19 protein-coding genes are annotated in these 15,094 nt (G+C 70.0%); 9 read left to right on the top strand and 10 right to left on the bottom strand.

What is annotated here, in order from left to right; genetic code table 11:
- The first annotated feature begins 5 nt into the window (after positions 1-5).
- The 3 genes from ABD361_RS17040 (at position 6) to ABD361_RS17030 (ending at position 2,403) form a co-directional block, all read left to right on the top strand.
- On the top strand, positions 6-959 hold the full coding sequence (locus tag ABD361_RS17040; protein WP_344436173.1) for a phosphoribosylaminoimidazolesuccinocarboxamide synthase: 954 nt from the start codon (positions 6-8) through the stop codon (positions 957-959).
- Positions 960-1,053: 94 nt separating this feature from the next.
- Positions 1,054-1,716, top strand: a complete 663-nt coding sequence (locus ABD361_RS17035) for a 3'-5' exonuclease (RefSeq protein WP_344436172.1) — start codon at positions 1,054-1,056, stop codon at positions 1,714-1,716.
- A gap of 54 nt (positions 1,717-1,770) precedes the next feature.
- A complete protein-coding gene (locus ABD361_RS17030; protein ID WP_344436170.1) occupies positions 1,771-2,403 on the top strand; it encodes a mycothiol-dependent nitroreductase Rv2466c family protein in 633 nt (210 codons plus the stop codon).
- Between the two features lie 151 nt (positions 2,404-2,554).
- On the opposite strand, the gene ABD361_RS17025 is transcribed toward ABD361_RS17030, so the two are convergent.
- Positions 2,555-3,115 (bottom strand): NUDIX hydrolase, encoded by a 561-nt coding sequence (locus ABD361_RS17025; protein WP_344436169.1) that lies wholly within the window; start codon positions 3,113-3,115, stop codon positions 2,555-2,557.
- Between the two features lie 661 nt (positions 3,116-3,776).
- Here ABD361_RS17025 and ABD361_RS17020 point away from each other — a divergent pair.
- Positions 3,777-4,574 (top strand): hypothetical protein, encoded by a 798-nt coding sequence (locus ABD361_RS17020; RefSeq protein ID WP_344436168.1) that lies wholly within the window; start codon positions 3,777-3,779, stop codon positions 4,572-4,574.
- Here the strand turns inward: ABD361_RS17020 and ABD361_RS17015 are convergent.
- Both ABD361_RS17015 and ABD361_RS17010 read right to left on the bottom strand, forming a co-directional pair.
- Entirely contained in the window at positions 4,497-5,372 is an 876-nt protein-coding gene (locus ABD361_RS17015) for a hypothetical protein (protein WP_344436167.1), read from the bottom strand. The genes ABD361_RS17020 and ABD361_RS17015 overlap by 78 nt on opposite strands.
- A gap of 181 nt (positions 5,373-5,553) precedes the next feature.
- Positions 5,554-5,712, bottom strand: a complete 159-nt coding sequence (locus ABD361_RS17010; RefSeq protein ID WP_344436166.1) for a hypothetical protein — start codon at positions 5,710-5,712, stop codon at positions 5,554-5,556.
- A gap of 487 nt (positions 5,713-6,199) precedes the next feature.
- On the opposite strand from ABD361_RS17010, the gene ABD361_RS17005 reads away from it, so the two are divergent.
- The gene (locus ABD361_RS17005; RefSeq protein ID WP_361748960.1) at positions 6,200-6,748 is read left to right on the top strand and encodes an alpha/beta hydrolase; all 549 of its coding nucleotides are present in this window, start codon (positions 6,200-6,202) and stop codon (positions 6,746-6,748) included.
- Positions 6,749-6,771: 23 nt separating this feature from the next.
- Complete coding sequence (locus ABD361_RS30695) at positions 6,772-7,017, top strand: alpha/beta hydrolase family protein (RefSeq protein WP_361748958.1); 246 nt, start codon at positions 6,772-6,774, stop codon at positions 7,015-7,017.
- An 896-nt stretch (positions 7,018-7,913) separates the two neighbouring features.
- On the opposite strand, the gene ABD361_RS16995 is transcribed toward ABD361_RS30695, so the two are convergent.
- The 3 genes from ABD361_RS16995 to ABD361_RS16985 all read right to left on the bottom strand — a co-directional run bounded on the left by ABD361_RS16995 (position 7,914) and on the right by ABD361_RS16985 (position 9,999).
- On the bottom strand, positions 7,914-8,249 hold the full coding sequence (locus ABD361_RS16995) for a hypothetical protein (RefSeq protein ID WP_344436165.1): 336 nt from the start codon (positions 8,247-8,249) through the stop codon (positions 7,914-7,916).
- 311 nt (positions 8,250-8,560) lie between these two features.
- Positions 8,561-8,758 (bottom strand): hypothetical protein, encoded by a 198-nt coding sequence (locus tag ABD361_RS16990; RefSeq protein ID WP_344436164.1) that lies wholly within the window; start codon positions 8,756-8,758, stop codon positions 8,561-8,563.
- Positions 8,759-8,847: 89 nt separating this feature from the next.
- Positions 8,848-9,999: a hypothetical protein gene (locus ABD361_RS16985; protein ID WP_344436162.1), complete on the bottom strand. Its 1,152-nt coding sequence runs from the start codon at positions 9,997-9,999 to the stop codon at positions 8,848-8,850.
- 329 nt (positions 10,000-10,328) lie between these two features.
- Between ABD361_RS16985 and ABD361_RS16980 the strand changes: the two genes are divergently transcribed.
- Together ABD361_RS16980 and ABD361_RS16975 are read left to right on the top strand one after the other, a co-directional pair.
- On the top strand, positions 10,329-10,478 hold the full coding sequence (locus ABD361_RS16980; protein ID WP_344436161.1) for a hypothetical protein: 150 nt from the start codon (positions 10,329-10,331) through the stop codon (positions 10,476-10,478).
- A 48-nt stretch (positions 10,479-10,526) separates the two neighbouring features.
- Positions 10,527-10,862, top strand: coding sequence for a hypothetical protein (locus ABD361_RS16975; RefSeq protein ID WP_344436160.1), 336 nt, complete (start codon positions 10,527-10,529; stop codon positions 10,860-10,862).
- A 39-nt stretch (positions 10,863-10,901) separates the two neighbouring features.
- Here the strand turns inward: ABD361_RS16975 and ABD361_RS16970 are convergent, their stop codons facing one another.
- The 3 genes from ABD361_RS16970 to ABD361_RS16960 form a co-directional block, all read right to left on the bottom strand.
- Entirely contained in the window at positions 10,902-11,282 is a 381-nt protein-coding gene (locus ABD361_RS16970) for a peptidoglycan-binding domain-containing protein (protein WP_344436159.1), read from the bottom strand.
- A 625-nt stretch (positions 11,283-11,907) separates the two neighbouring features.
- Positions 11,908-12,849 carry a hypothetical protein gene (locus ABD361_RS16965; protein ID WP_344436158.1) on the bottom strand — a complete coding sequence of 314 codons (942 nt, stop codon included), beginning with the start codon at positions 12,847-12,849 and terminating at the stop codon, positions 11,908-11,910.
- A complete protein-coding gene (locus ABD361_RS16960; RefSeq protein ID WP_344436157.1) occupies positions 12,846-13,382 on the bottom strand; it encodes a hypothetical protein in 537 nt (178 codons plus the stop codon). The genes ABD361_RS16965 and ABD361_RS16960 overlap by 4 nt, the downstream gene beginning before the upstream one ends.
- Before the next feature lie 491 nt (positions 13,383-13,873).
- On the opposite strand from ABD361_RS16960, the gene ABD361_RS16955 reads away from it, so the two are divergent.
- Positions 13,874-14,545 (top strand): hypothetical protein, encoded by a 672-nt coding sequence (locus ABD361_RS16955; protein WP_344436156.1) that lies wholly within the window; start codon positions 13,874-13,876, stop codon positions 14,543-14,545.
- 105 nt (positions 14,546-14,650) lie between these two features.
- Here ABD361_RS16955 and ABD361_RS16950 read toward each other — a convergent pair whose 3' ends face one another.
- Entirely contained in the window at positions 14,651-14,851 is a 201-nt protein-coding gene (locus ABD361_RS16950) for a hypothetical protein (protein WP_344436155.1), read from the bottom strand.
- Between the last annotated feature and the right edge of the window lie 243 nt (positions 14,852-15,094).

Below are 15,094 nucleotides of genomic sequence, written 5' to 3'. Positions count from 1 at the left end.
GCGTGATGCCCGTCCTCCACTCGACCAAGACCCTCGAGATCACCGACCCGCCCACGGCGACGCGGGAAGGCGTCGGCATCTTCGAGTACACCGACGACTTCACCGTGTTCCACTACGGCAGGATGCCCGACCGGATCCCCGGGAAGGGCGAGGCCATCTGCCGCATGGCTGTCTTCAACTTCACGCTGCTGGAGGAAGCGGGAGTGCGCACCCACTTCCGCCGGTTCCTCGCCCCCAACCGGATCGAGTTCAACCTCGCGCGCCTCCCCAGCCCGGACACCGCACCGCCTACCGGCAACTACCTCATCCCCGTGCAGGTCCTCTTCCGCAACGAGCTCCCCCCAGGCAGCTCCGTTCACCGCCGCCTCGCAACCGGCGACCTGGCACTGGCCGAGGTCGGGCTCCCCAGCATCCCCGCCGACGGCGCGAGGCTGCCGCAACCGCTCGTCGAGTACGCGACGACCCGCAAAGAGATCAACCGGTTCATCAGCGCACCCGAAGCCCAGCGCCTCGCCGGCCTGAACGACGAGCAATTCCGAGCCATGCGCGCAATCACCCTCAAGGTCAACCAGGTCCTGACCGGGCACGCCCAAGAGCTCGGACTGAGCCACTGCGACGGCAAGGTCGAGTTCCTCATCTCCAGCGACGCCCAGCTGGTGCTCGCCGACAGCCCCGGCACACCCGACGAAAGCCGCCTGATGTTCAACGGCGTGCACTGCGGCAAGCAAGTCCTGCGCGACTGGTACGTCAACAACGGGCACGAAATCCCCGTCAACCAGCTGATCACCGAGGGCGTACCCAGAACCCGGTGGCCACGGCCCATATCACTCCCGCCGGACTTCCTGCCGGTGATGTCGGACCTGTACCAGTCCCTGAGCGAGACCTGGACCGGCGAGCGCCTGTGGAATGCCCCCACCCTGCAGGCCGCCACCCAGGCCGTCGCCGACCTCATCCGGTGAAGGCACACCACGGCAGCCGGCGCTCCGGCATGCTCTCCTCGGTGCTCCGGGAACGCGCCGGCACGGCCGGGAAGCCTACGAGGACGGTGGAATCATGGGGGCCTTGACCGACGACCCCGCCTTCCAGGCGACGACGTTCGTGGTCATCGACTTCGAGACCACGACCCCTTCGGGCTACCCGGCCCAGCCCATCGAAGTGGCTGCTCTCGCACTCCGCTACGAGAAAGGCATGTGGAGGGAGACCGGCAGGAGTACATCCCTCATCCGCCCGCCCGCGTTCGCGCCGGTGACACCGGCCGACACGGCCCAGACCGGTCTGACCCCCGAACAGCTCAGGCACGCCCCCACGCCAGCCGACGTGCTGGGCGCGCTGGACCGGCGGTTCGTCGCCGGTAATCAGTACCTGCTGGTGGCCCAGCACGCCGCCACCGAGGCCAACGTCATCCACCATCAGCGTGAGCACTGCCCTGCACTGGCCCACGTCGACTTCCTGGACACCATCCCGTTGGCCAAGCACCTCGTCCCCGGCCTGGCGAACTACAAACTCGACACCCTGCTGGCGCGCTTCTCCATCCAGCAGCCGGCCGACCGCCACAGGGCCTACGCCGACGTCGACGTCACCGCGCAGGTGTTCACCAGACTCATCACCGCCGCGGACGGCAGTCCCCAGCTCAGCGATCTCGCAGCGCTGGTGAAGATCGCCGGTCGCACGGCCAAGTGCAACCAGCCCGTCCAGAGCGGCTTGTTCGACCTCTAGCCCTTCGGCGGAGCCAGCAAGAACCCTCGACGGAGAGAGGACGGCACTCGCCCAATGATCAACGAACAGCCAGACCGCGAAATCGTTCCGTTCTGGTTCGACCCGCTATGCCCCTGGGCGTGGATCACCTCACGCTGGCTCCTGGAGGTCGAGCTGGTTCGGCCAGTGCGCGCCGATTGGCGGATCATGTCGCTGGCCTACCTGAACCTCGACCAACGCGAGGGAAAGGGGCTCAGCGACGACTACCGCGAGCTGATGACGAAAGCATGGGGGCTGGTACGGGTCTGCGCCGCAGCCTCCGAGCACGGCGGCCGCGGCGTCCTCGGGCCGCTGTACACCGCCCTCGGCACCCGGCTTCACAACCAGCGCCGCCGCGACGATCCCACCGTTGTCACCGAGGCCCTCGCAGAGACGGGCCTACCGGCCTCACTCGCCGCGGCCGCGATGAGCACGGAGTTCGATCAGCTCATCAAGGACTCGCACCACGAGGCATTCGACGAAGTCGGCCTCGACGTCGGGACGCCGGTCCTGCGTATCAGCGGCACGACCCTGTTCGGTCCCGTCGTCACGCCGGCTCCCCGCGGCGAGGCTGCCGGACGGCTTTGGGACGGCCTGGTCATGGTCGCTGGAACGGACGGCTTCTTCGAGCTCAAGCGCAGCCGAGACCGTAAGGCCACCTTCGAGTGAGCGGCAGTGGAACCCCGGCCGGCATCAGCGGCTGCGTGAGCGTCAGGGGGCCCGTGGCGCGGCGAAGGAGCGAACAGCGATCGCGGAGCCTCGGCCAGGACGCACCGCGATTCGATGCCACCGCCGTCCAGAGGCATTCAGCGGGACGCGGTCATCCGATCCCGGCCGGCGCAGTGACCGCTCGCGCGATGCGGTGCCCGACCAGTCGCTCAGCCACGGCCAGCGGGTACCAGGCGGCACCCCTCACCTCGGACTCCTGGATACGTCCCACATCCGCGCGAGCCGTCACGAAGGCGAACCCGAAGTCGAGGTGGTAGTGCTCCGGCTCATCCTTCTCCGGGCGCGCCGGAACCCTGCCGTACTCGATGTAGACGGGGGCTTGCGACGCGGGGACGATCTCGCCGGGGTCAATGCCGGTCTCCTCCGCCAGCTCGCGCACTGCCGCGCCGATCAGTGTCGCATCCGTCGGCTCTAGGTGGCCTCCAGGCTGCAGCGTGATCCCGTACGCACGATGCTCCACCAGCAAGATCTCGGCGCCACCGCGGGCCAGCAGAGCCCCGACGGTCACGTGCATCGGAAACGTCCGCCGCGAAGCGAACCCTCCGCCCTGAGACAGCGCATGCAGCGGCTCAGACAGCATTGCCGCCTCGTCCGGGTAACGCTCGAGGTAGACGGACAGCGCGCTCGAGATATCCGAGTCAGTGATCGCCACGAGCCGCCCCCGCACCAGCCTGAGAGCGCAGCTCTCCAGGACCTCCTGCTCGGATGCGAGCGACGAGATGCGACACAGTGAGCTCCGTAGAAAACGCATGGCCTACCAGGAGGCCCGCACTCTACAACCTGAGCCTGAACAACTCACGCTGCCCCCGCCGCCGCTCCAGCCCAGGGCGGCGGAATCATCGGGGACGTGGAAGACGAAGGCGGGAATGTCTACAACGAAGTTGCAAACGACGTCACAGAGGACGTTGGCCAGGCCGTAACGCTTCTGGACGTGGCTATCTTCGGACCGAGCGGCGGAGGCTGATGTGACACCGGTGGTGTGGGACGTGTGAGTACCCGTCTGCTGCGAGCCCTGACCGGGAGGGGCAGGCAGGTGGCGCCGTCCGTGACTGCCTCCCCGGCTGGGCTCGCCTCAGCGGCCGGCCCGGCGACAGCCGGCGGCTACGAGCCGGTGAACGGGTACCGTCTGCTGGGCCCGGGCTGCGCAAGCGGGACCGCAGTAGAGCGCCCGCCCGGCCTCTCCCATCGCGAAGGCGGCCGGCGACCAGGCCCTGCTGGAGGCCGCGCTCTTCGAGCGCATCGGCGGCACCTTCGACTACTGCGCCCACCCTGCCGGGATTTCGTGGGTCGATCCCCGGCCCGACCACCTCACGGTGGCCCTGGACCCCTACCTCGGCCGGCCCGACCGCGCCCTGCCCCTGCACAGCCTGGCCGGCCTCCTGCCCACCCACCACACCGGCACCACGGAGAACCCTGACGGGCCGGGCGGCGTCCCAGGGCTGCGGCTGCTCGGCATCGACGAGCACGGCCTGCACATCGGCATGGTCGGCACCGACGCCTCCGCGACGCTGACCGGTCCCACCCCCGACCGGTGGCGCAGCCTGCTCGACAAGCACCGCGCCTGGTGCCGGGAGAACGACCTCACCCCGCTGTGGGACACCGCGTACCTGAGCGAGCCCGAGGCCGCCTACCGCGCCAAAGAGGCGGAATGGCACCGGATTCTTGCCGACAGCGCCTGGCTGGGCAGCGGGCTCCTGCGTCGCATCGGCCTGTTCCACACCGTGGTCTCGCCCTTCTGCCTGCGGTACTGGTTCGACGGCGTGGACTGGAAGGTCGAGCTCAAGTACGAGCACGGTGTCGCCCTGCACCATGACGAGCTCGTCCAGTACCTGACCCACCCCTCGTGGGGGCTACCGCTCCGCGTTCACCATCGCCACTGCGAGTGCCGGCCATGCGACTGCGACGGCGGCCGGGAACGCATCTGCTGGATCGAGCTCGCGCCCACGACCCAGCACAGGGGCGGCATCAGCTTCCGCTTCCGCTCCACCGACCGTGACCGCGACCACTCCGCAGTACACGCCAAGCTCGTCAGCTCAGGCGCTCCGAAGTCCTGGCTGGAACGCGCCCTTCCGCAGCACCAGCAGAAGACCAGCGAGACGGCAGCCGTCTGATCCCTCCGCCCGAACCACGCACCGGCCCCGACGCGGCCGTGGCCAGCTCCGCCTGGGCCACGTGCCGCGCGATGCCGCGTCGCTGGTGCCGAAGCGCTCGTCCAAGCACGCAGCGGTGCGCCGTCCCCGGGAGGGCTCGGGCCGCGGGCCCGTGGCCCGGACGTCGGTGAGGACTGCGGGGGAGCAGGAGTGCGGGTGGGTGGGGTGCTCCGGCGGGCCTTCGGTGGAGTCGTAGTCACCTGCCCACTCGCCGGGCTCCTCTTCGGGGAGGTACAGCTCGGGGAACTCGTTGAGGAACTCCGGCACGGGAGCGCCGCCGCGCTGTTTGCGCTGCTGCATGCGGCGGTCGATGCTGCCTGCCGGCCAGTCCCGGCGGACCTTGTCCTCGGAGATGTTGCGTGTCTGCGCAATCTCGGCGACCTTGATGCCGCGGTCGCGGGCCTGCTGCACGATGGCGTGCTCGAGGTCCTGCAGATCCCTGCCGACATCGGCTGCCCCTGTGAGCAGGCTCATGCTCTGCGACCGCAAAGAGGCGGACCCGGTCAGGCCAGTGCAAGTGACGTGGGCGAGGCCCTGCAGCCGCGCGACCTTGCGGCTGAGGTCCTCGAGGATCTGCTGGACGTAGCTGTCATGCCGCGCGGCATCCGGGGGCGTGCGGGTGGAGCTGGCCTTATAGTGCGCCTTCCGGCAGGCGTCACTGCAGTAGATGCGGGGCCGGCCGGAGCCAACGGTCGGCTTGACCGGATTGGGACACGCCGGGTTGCGGCAGGTGGCGGCCTGTCCCGGACTGCTCATCATCGCGGGGGTAGCCCTTTCGGGGGTTCGACATGCGGGATTTCGTCGCTGCCAGGCGGGAGATCTGCGGGAGCGGGGCGACGAATTCCCTTCGCCGCCCGCGGCACTGCGGGGCTTCGGGTTACCGGCGGCTGGTGCCGGGGTCGGCGAGACGCGGCTCGCGCACCCCGGCACCAGCCGGGCGTCACAGACCGGTCAGCCGCCGATACCGCAGGTAGGACCGCCCCATGGTGGCCAGCACGGGGACGAGCAGGGCCCAGAGCACAGGCCGGGCGCCGGGCGAGAAGATGAGCAGGACCATGACGACCACCAGGGCGACGAACGCGCCGATCCTAAGGTCCACCTCAACGTCGATCGCGTCATGGACTTGGAAGGTTTCCCCGCGGCTGCGGGGCGGGATGTTACGGTCGAGCCGGTGCTGCGCAGGGCCTGACCGGGCCTGCGGATGCATGCGGTCGGGAGGCAAAGCGCCCTCCATGATCGAAGTGACAGAAGAGGGAGCCCTGGCACTGGTTGACGGCCGGCCAGGGCCCTCTCGTTTCCCTGGACGCTACCGGCCCAACACTTCGATACGCCAACATTACGAACCGCAAAGGGCAGCCCTGCCCAATCGAACAAAAAATCCTCGAAACCGGTCAGACATTCAGCCGCAATTCGCTCCGACTTCAACCGCAACAAGCCACTTTCGCGCAACTTCTACGCGCGCCACATCCTTGTGAACCGCCGTCCACCAGCGTAAGCAGCGCGCACAAATCGCAAAGTTGCAGCTACCGGCGGACGGATTCCCTCGGGCTGATGTGCCTCGACCCCTGGACGCTACGCTCGGCCCCATGGCTGAACTGGAGACGGAATGCCGTTCCCTCGACGGCACAGCGCTGGTAGGCACCGTGACACCGCCGTCGGGGCGGGCGACCGGGCTGGCGGTGCTGGCGCACGGGGCTGGGGTGACCCGGCACGAGGGCGGCCTCTTCACCAGGATCGCCGCCGCCCTGGCCGGAGCCGGAATCCAATGCCTGCGCTTCGACCTTCGCGCCCACGGCTCCAGCGGCGGACGGCCGCAGGACATCACGATCGCCGCGGTGGCCAACGACATCAAAGCCGCCGCCGACCACCTGCGCGCCGAAAGCGGCCTCCGCCGCCCCGTGCACCTGATCGCGGCCTCGTTCTCCGGGGGCGCGGCCGCGCTCCACGCCGCGCACCGGCCGACGGAGGCGAGCGCCTGGTGCTGCTCTACCCCCGGCTCGACTACCGCGAGCGGTACATCACCAGCCGTCCGTACACCGACTCCGGCGGCTACCTGTCCCCGGAGGCGGCGAAGGCGCTGCAGGGGCAAGGATTCACGGAGCGCAGTCCGTTCGGGCTGGGCCGCGCGCTGCTGAACGAGGTGCACTTCCTGGCCCCGGTGACGATCCTGTCGGCTGTACGGGCCCCACCCCTGGTGGTGCACGGGACGAAGGACACGTTCGTGCCGGTGGAGTCCTCCCGCCGCTACGTGCGCTCTTTCGGCGGGCCGGCAGTGCTGATGGAGCTCGATGGTGCCGAGCATGGCTGCGCCGTCCACAAGGGCCCGCAATACCTCCACCCCCAGACGCAAGCGTGGCAGGCCGAGGTCATCGAGCGCGTCACCGGGTTCCTGGCCACCACCTAGACCGGGAGCGCGGTGAGGGCCTGCCGCAGCTCCCGCACGGGCGCGCGGCGGGCGTAAGGACGCAGGACGCCGACGGCGCGGCGGAGTTCGACCAAGGCCCGGCCGAAGCGCGGGGCGGCAACCCAGCCCCACCACCGCCGGAGAGGAGCCCTTCATCCTGTGGACGCTCACAACTGAGTCCTCCTTGATCATCGACGGGCAGCACCGAATCGACCGAAACTCCGACGTACGGGCGGTCGGAGTCGCTGCCTGATCTTTCCCGGCCGCCCGGGCGCTCCGGCGCAGAGCCGGGCTTCCGCGAGGCGACGGCCGAGGCGGGCGCTGACGGCCGCCGACGGCGGTGCGGGTGGCGGGCAGCGCCTGTGCCGCCTGCCCGCGGTTGGCAGCGGCGTACGCTGACGGTATGGCCACACAAGTGCGCCGTTGCCGGTCGTGCCGGGAGCCGATCCGGGCGCCCACCCGCCCGGATGCGCTCTACTGCGGTCCCGCTTGCGCAGCCCGGGCGCGGCGCGAGCGCCGCCGCTTCGCCGACGGCGTGGCCATCGGCTTCTACATGATCTTCAACGGGCCCGATGCGATTGCCGTGCGCTGCCCCGTCTGCGGCTGCAGGTTCCTTCCAGGCCGAGGGCACCGGCGTGACGCCGTCTTCGACCGGCCGGCCTGCCGGGTCGCCGCCCATCGCGCCAGGAGGACCGGCAAGCCCCTACGCGAAGGCGTTACACCGAACCCGTCGGTAGGAACGGCAGCAGGCCCTCTGACCAGGGCAAACGCCTTCCCGGAGGCTCCAGCCTTCTAGCACGCGCTGTCGGCGGACAGCTGCCGGCCACCGCTGTGCTGGCCGGCATCGGGTGGGGTGCGGCGGCTCACGAGACGGCCCGGCGGAAGCAGGCGGGGTCTCAGCAGCTGTCCGGGTCGATGTCGCTTGGGTGTCTCCCCGTGATCTCCCACTCCAGCATCCGCATCCGCTCCACGCTCCGGCGCGCGGCGGCGACCATCCCAGCGTCGAACTCGTCGTCGGGGCCGATGTCCGCGGCATCGAAGTAGGCGTCGATCCGGCTCGCGTCGCCCGTCATGGCGAAGTACCGACAGGCGAGCCCGTGGGTGATCCGCGCGGCGCTGATGTCGGGGAAGTGCGCGATCAGCGCGAGGGTGGCCTCGTCGTCGTCCAGGTGGGCCGGGGCCCGGGTCAGGTAGAGGGTGCCGAGGTCGTGTTCGTACGGGCGGTGGGTCATGCCCGGTCCAACGGTCCTCCCCCTGCAGAGGCGGATCTGCTGTACGGGTGACGACTGTCCCGCAGCCGGAAAGCACCGCGGGAGTAGCCGTTGCCCGCTGGCCTTGATCAGTCCGGATCGGTGCTGGCCAGGTGACCGCGAGTGCGCGATACGGAGGGTCGCCCTCAGGGGCAGCCGGATCATTGGCCGGAAAAACGATGGATATCGCCTCGTCGAGGATCTCGTCCACGGCGAGCTTGCCGCAAGCCATACCTATGTGACTGAGGAGGCGCCCTTTCAGGGACGCCTCCTTGGCCATGAGCTGGCTTTGCTCAGGAAGCGGGCTCGGTGATCTCCCTCAGGAGGCGGGTGTTGGCCTCGACGTCGTGCCCCAGGTCCAGCAGATGGCGGGGGAGCTTGCCGAGGAGTTCGAGCAGGGGCTCGGTGTCGGGCAGGTCGGCGGGCAGGAGGCCGAAGACGTCGGGGTAGCGGTCTTCGGTGCCAGCAGTGAAGAAGTCACCGGGCGCCACGGTGCGGTCTTCGTCGATGAGGGCGGGGTTGGCTCCGGGAGTGAGCCGGGGGAAGAGGATGCGGGCGGATTGTCCTTCGGTGGCGAGGGTCAGGCCGAGCCAGGTTTGGAGCTGGTCGGGAAAGAACTGGGGCTTGAGTTCCTTGCCGGATTCCTTCCACAGGGGGGTGCGGCTGCCGGAGTGGAGGGCGTCGGTGACCTTCTGGTGCTGGGTGGGGTGGAGCTGTTCGCCGCGCTGGACGCGTTCGCGGACCTGGTCGTACCAGCCGAGGGCGTCGAGGAGGCCGAGGCCGATGGCGGCGGCCGAGGGCCAGGGCAGGACGCGCAGCCGGCCGTTTTCGGGGCGGATGAAGACTCGGTCGTTGGCCAGCAGCACCAGCCGGCGCGGGCCAGCAGGAGGGCGGTGGTGGTCTTTCCGGCGCCCTTGTCGCCGAGGGTCAGTACCGTCTGTCCGTCGCGGACGACGGCGGAGGCGTGCAGGATCGACCAGCCGTCGGCCAGCAGCCGGCCACGGACGACCTCGCGGACGAGGCGCGCGGCGGCCAGGGCGACGGGGACGTCCTCGCAGCCGTAGATGTGCAGGGGGCCGCCGGGCTCGGCCCAGTAGGCGAGCTTGTCGTCGGGCTGGGCGGCGAAGACGGTGCCGTCGTCGCCGCGGTCGACGAGCATGGTCGCGTTCGCGTAGACGGTCTCCTCGTGGGCGTGGTCGGTCACCCGCTGGGTGATCTTCGTGACGAGGTCGGGGTTGACGTCGGCGTTGACCGGGGCGTCGGGGGCCGGCGTGGTGCTGGTGGCGTTCCACCAGGGTCCGAAGTAGCGCAGGGCCCAGTCGGTGACCACCGTGCTGTTGCTGGTGACGGTCGCGGCCTGGGTGGCTGTGGCGATGCGGGTAGCAGTCCTGGTCACTGCGGCCTTCTCCTTCCATGAGGGACGTGAGGGAACGTGCAGGTGGGCCAGTGGCTCGAAGGTGTCGCGGAGTTTGACGTCCGCGGCCACGAGTTGGCGGGCCTCGGTGGCGTCGAGTCGGGGGAGGCACACGGTTGGGGTTCCGGCGGTGAAGCGCAACGGAATTCCGAGCCACCGGTTCTCGTGGTTGACGGACAGCTCCAGCACGCGGTCGTCCAGGCCGAGGCCTGCGCGGAGGGCGGCGATGACGGCGCCGGCGGGGCCGCAGCGGGTGCGGCCGAGGCCGGCGTTGATGCGGGTAGGGCGGTCGGCCAGCTCGCGGCGGACCCGTGCCACCGGCACTTCGACCGGGCGGCCGTTCACGCGGGTCCGACGCGCAGATCTCGGCCTGGTCGCCGTGCTCGCCGATCACGTGCCCCTCCACGTCCGCGGCCGGCACGTCGAGGAGGTGGGCGAGGGTGAGGCGGTAGCGGGCGGTGTCGGTGTTCGAGCCGACGCCGTAGACGCGGGGGCAGCCGGAGACCTCCGCGAACAGGCGGGTCATGAGGTCGACGGGGTTGGTCACCACGATGACGAGCCCCTGGTAGTGGGCCAGCGCAGCCGCCACGGCAGCGATGACGGGGGCGTTCGCGTTCAGCCCGGCCATCCGCACGTTGGTGCGGTGGGTGTTGACGAACTCGGCCCTCGGGCACACCACCACGGCCTCGCACGAGACGAGCGCGCGGGGGCTGGTGGCGTGGACCGCCCGCGTGGCCGCCGCCGAGTTCGGCGGCGGCGTCGCGGCGCCAGATGAGTACCTGCGCATCCGTTCCTGAGTAGCTGCCCCGATGCGCCCCGCGGCGAGCTGCGGTGAACTGAGCGCCATGACCATCGCGACCAGCCCACAGGCCCGGCCGGCCGGCTCCACGCGGGGGCGGCGCATGGCCGTCACCGGCCTGATCCTCTTCCTGCCCCTGTTCGGGCTCCTGATCCTGTTTATGGCCGGCGCCCAGATGAATCACGATTACTGCTACGACCAGGGGTGTACCAAGCCGCTGATGACGGCCATCGCCTGGTCCTGGTGGCTGATGGGGAGCGCCGGCGGAATCGGCCTGATCGCCGCCCTCCTGCCCAACCGCTACGAGAACGCCCGGTTCACGCTGGCCTGCGTTCAGATCGTTCTCATGGCCACGCCCTTCGCCCTCGTGACCGTCACCTGACCAAGGGGGCGTCGAACGGGTAGGGCCCAGCCTTGGGGATCAGTGATCCAACGGCTCCCCACGCAGCGCACCCCACGTCTTCGCACTCACAATGCCGTCGGCCCTCAGCCCATAGCCCCTCTGGAGTCGCTTCACCGCCGACTCCGTGCCCGCCCCGAAGTAGCCGTCCACACCCTTCGGGCCCACCGAGTAGCCGTGATGATGGATCAGCAGCGCCTGGATCTCCTTCACCCTGGCCCCCGCATCACCGCGATCGGTGTACGCCGACCCCGAGTAGTAGCCGCAGTACGTACCGTCAACCGACGACTTGCACACCCCCGGCTTGGCCCCAGCGGCGAAAGCCTCACTCGCCAGACCAACCGGCACCACAGCCCCAGCAAGCACGGCAGCCGCAGCCACCGATAACCCCGCACGCTTCATCAAGCCAGCACTCCTTCCAACCCGGCGGGCCCGGCCCGCCACTTGGGATACTTGGCAACGAAGCTATCCCCGCACCGGCCGCAGAGGCGATATACCGAAGGGGCGCACAAGAGCACACGCCGCATCACCCGGCGCACAACGCACCACCGGTACCACCGGCCCTTGGCGGCGGCGGTACCGCGGCACCACACGTTCCGGAGCGGCAAGCAGGTCAACCTGTCGTCGCGCCGTTTGCCGCCATGCCTGGTCTCCTGGCGCGCCCGGGGTCGGTCTGTGGTGTTGCCAGGCCCGGCATCAGTCAGCGTGCTCGGCCCGTGCTGCGTCCACCCGCTCCATCTGGTCAGCCCGAGTCCACGCCGTCGACTCGAGGCACACGGTGAACTAGCCGGACTCCGCCTCGTACGCCACGGCGGAGGCGACGTGCCCGGCAAGTTCGGCGCGATAGCCGCCCACCCTTCGTGCCGCGAACCGCCGGTGGTCAGGAGGTTTCCGGTCCGCTCCATGACCGGCCCTGCGAACACCTCGACAGGGTCTGCCGGCTTGCGATCGCCAGCAAGACCACCATCTCCCTGCTCCTCACACACCAGGGATGGGGGCTGCTGGCCAACGAACGGGAGGTCGCATCCTACCGCCAGCGGCGCAGATCCGTGGCCAGTTGCTTGTACCACTCGGTGCGGGGCCCGCCGCGGCCCACGGGCTTGTCCCCGAGGGCCACCACCTGGTCGCTGATGTCGTAGGTGAGCCGGTACAGCAGCACCTGCGTCGCGGTCTCTAGCCACTGCTGTGTCCTGGCGGCCGGCGGCGCCGACCCGAGGACGGTCACGAACCAGGTGGGCAGCAGCTTCCTTTGGCTGATGGCGTCGGCCAGTCGGCTGCGCAGCGCCAGGATCAGTTTCTGCTCCGCCTTCTTCCCGGCCTCGATCACACCGTGCTTCTCCGCGCGGGCTTGGGCGTCGGCCGCCAGGGCCGTGTCCGCCGCCTTCAGCAGGTCCGCCTGATGGTCCAGCGTCTGGCGCAGGTGCTGCTCGGTCGCCAGCGCTTGTGCGAGCTCGGCTGCCGCCTTCTCCCGGTCGCCGGGTGCTGTGGTCCGCGTCAGCTTCCCCACCGTGCTGATCACCGCCGTCCGGTGTTGGCGATGGTGTTCGACGGTGCTCTCGAACCGTTGTATCCGCTGCTGGTGTGCTGACCGCTCGTGCGGGGTGAGCAGGACGCTGCTCGCCTCCCGTCCGCGGGCTACGGCCCGGGCCAGCCGCCGCTGCTCCTGGGTGACGGTGTCCAGGTCGGCGAGCTGGGCCCCGCCGGAGGCCAGCAGTTGGCCTTCCAGGAGCCGTACCTGGCCGATCAGCCGCTGCAGGGCCCGGTTGGTGTCGGTGATGTGGTCGCGCAGGTCGGTGTCGAGCTCGTCGAGCTTGCCCTCGGTGCCGGCGATGTCGTCGCGGATGTTGCGCAGCTCGTAGCCGAGGTCTTCGGTGTACCCGAATTTGCCGGACAGGGACCGCAGGTCGCTCTCCAGCGCGTCGATCCTGCTGTCCAGGTCGCGGATCTGGTGGTCGTATTCGCCGGTCACCTGGATCCGCCCTTCGGCTCGCTTCCGTCGCACGCCACGCCGACCACGAGCCAGCCGATCACGATGCCGATGATGAACCACGCGGAGAGCACGCCCAGGCTCACCAGGGCCACCAGCAGGCCCAGCACATGCAGGCCGGCCGCCGTCCGGCGCTGCTGAACGTGCCGGGCCGGGGTGACCTTGACCGACCAGCCGGCGAGCGTGGCCAGCAGGTGCGGCACGAGCAGCACCAGCCACCACGCGCTGATGCCCAAGACGAAGACGGTAAGGATCAGGGCGGCGGCCACCGCGCTCTGGCCACGCCACGACCACCGCACGAAGCGCTCGTTGCGCTCGCGCTGCGGCTCGGCGAGCCGTGCCGGCAACTGCCGCTCGAAGTCGATCAGCCGCTGGGCGTCGGACACCAGCTGTCCGTACTCCGCGTCGAACGCCGCATCGTCCTGGTCGAGCCCGCTCACTAGCGCGTAGCGCTCGCCCAGCACCTTGCGCAGCCGCTGATGCTCCTGACCGAGCTCGCGTTCCGTGCTGCCCACCGTCCCCACCCCTTGCGGTACCCCGCTTCTCCGCTCCGACCAGCGAGTCGGAAGTCCAAAAGCGGACCGAAGGTACCGGCCACCACGATGGCGTCGCTTGACCTTGGCGAACAGTGTCCGAATCCGGCCGGACACTGTCTCCCACGGCCCAGGCCGCGCACTCGGACAACCGAGGACCAACGCCCCGCGGCCGCGGCTCGGCTGCTAGCTGTCGAGTGGATCACCTCCCGATGACCAACGGTGCCACCCCGCGCACGCTGATCTGCCGAGGCACATGCGGCGTCGGGCCACCCGCGCCAGGTCGGCACCCGACACCTCGCTCAGGCCTGCCTCCGATGGCGAGGCCGAATACCAGGTGCCGGGCGTCAGGCGCAGGCATCAAGCCGGTTCAAAGTTCAGGCCAAAGCCCGGGCAACACCTGCGTCCAGATATGGGCCTGATGATGCGGGAGCGGTAGCTTCGCCGACGTCCATCACTCCACGGGGGGAACCATGGTTCGTCGACATGTTCCGGCAGCCGCGCTCGCGCTCGCCGTCGTTACTCTGTCCGGGTGCGCCAGCAGCCCGGCGTCCAACACCGCGAAATCCGCGAACACCCAGAACCTGCAGCGGGCGCAGCCTGTCGGCCAGGCCGCGGGTGGCACGTCCCTGCCGACGGGGCCGGGGCCGCAGGCCCGGTACACCGTGCAGAAGCAACCCGCCGCGGGCACGTGTCACTTCCGGTACACCCCGAGCAAGGAGCCGCTGCCGGATCCGGCGTGCACACCGGGCGCCTTGAACCCCGATGTGCGGCCGGAGACCCTGAAGCAGACGATCTGCCGGCCCTCCGGCTACACCAAGGGGATCCGGCCCCCGGTGGCGGTCACCGGCCCGGAGAAGACCGCGAACGCGGCCTCGTACGGATACAGGGGCGACCTGCACGACGCCGAGTACGACCACCTCGTCAGCCTCGAGCTCGGAGGCGACCCCAACGACCCGCGCAACCTCTGGGTCGAGCCCCCTTCCCCCGGGCACAAGCCCGGCGGCGGCCCAAACAACCCCAAGGACCAGGTCGAGACACAGCTCCACGCCGCGATCTGCTCCGGCCAGGTACAGCTGCGCGACGCCCAGCAGGCCATCGCCACGGACTGGACCACAGCCCTCAGTCACCTGCGCATCAAGTAGAGAACGAGACCGCGGCCGCTGCGGTGCAGGGGACACGCGGCCGCGCCTCAGCCCGTAGCAGATCTCCTTCACCGGGCTGCCTCCGTCACGGCGGGGCTGACTGCGTCACCCGGCGCTGGGCTGGTTGCCCTGACCGAAGCCCGGGGCGTCGGCGGGAGACAGGTCGGCACGCAGGCGGACCCACCGCACCGGGTGCCGCCACGTCCCGCGGTCGACCGCAGCGTCGGCGACCAGCTCGGGCGCGGCCAGGGCGACGGTCAGCGGCTCCCGACTGCCCCACGACGCGGTGAACGCCGACCTGTCCACGGGTGTCCGGGCAGTGCTGGCTCGAGGGTCTCGGCGAGGGTGCGCGCCTGCGGGGTGCTCAGCCTGGTCGTACGGCCGACGTACCGCAGCCGGCCGTCAGCATCGAGGCGGCCGAGGAGAATGGTCTGCGGGTGGGAGAGGGACGGCTACGCCGCCCACGATCGCCTCGGTCGTCGACCACGCCCGCAGTTTCCGCCATCCCCACCCGGGCCACCGACCCGCCTCCATCGCTGCGCCGGCTAC

The sequence above is a fragment of the Streptomyces luteosporeus genome (assembly GCF_039532865.1).
In the GTDB taxonomy this organism is placed as follows: domain Bacteria; phylum Actinomycetota; class Actinomycetes; order Streptomycetales; family Streptomycetaceae; genus Streptomyces; species Streptomyces luteosporeus.
The sequence above is the reverse complement of the archived record's forward strand: the minus strand, read 5'-3'. Positions and strand labels throughout refer to the sequence as shown.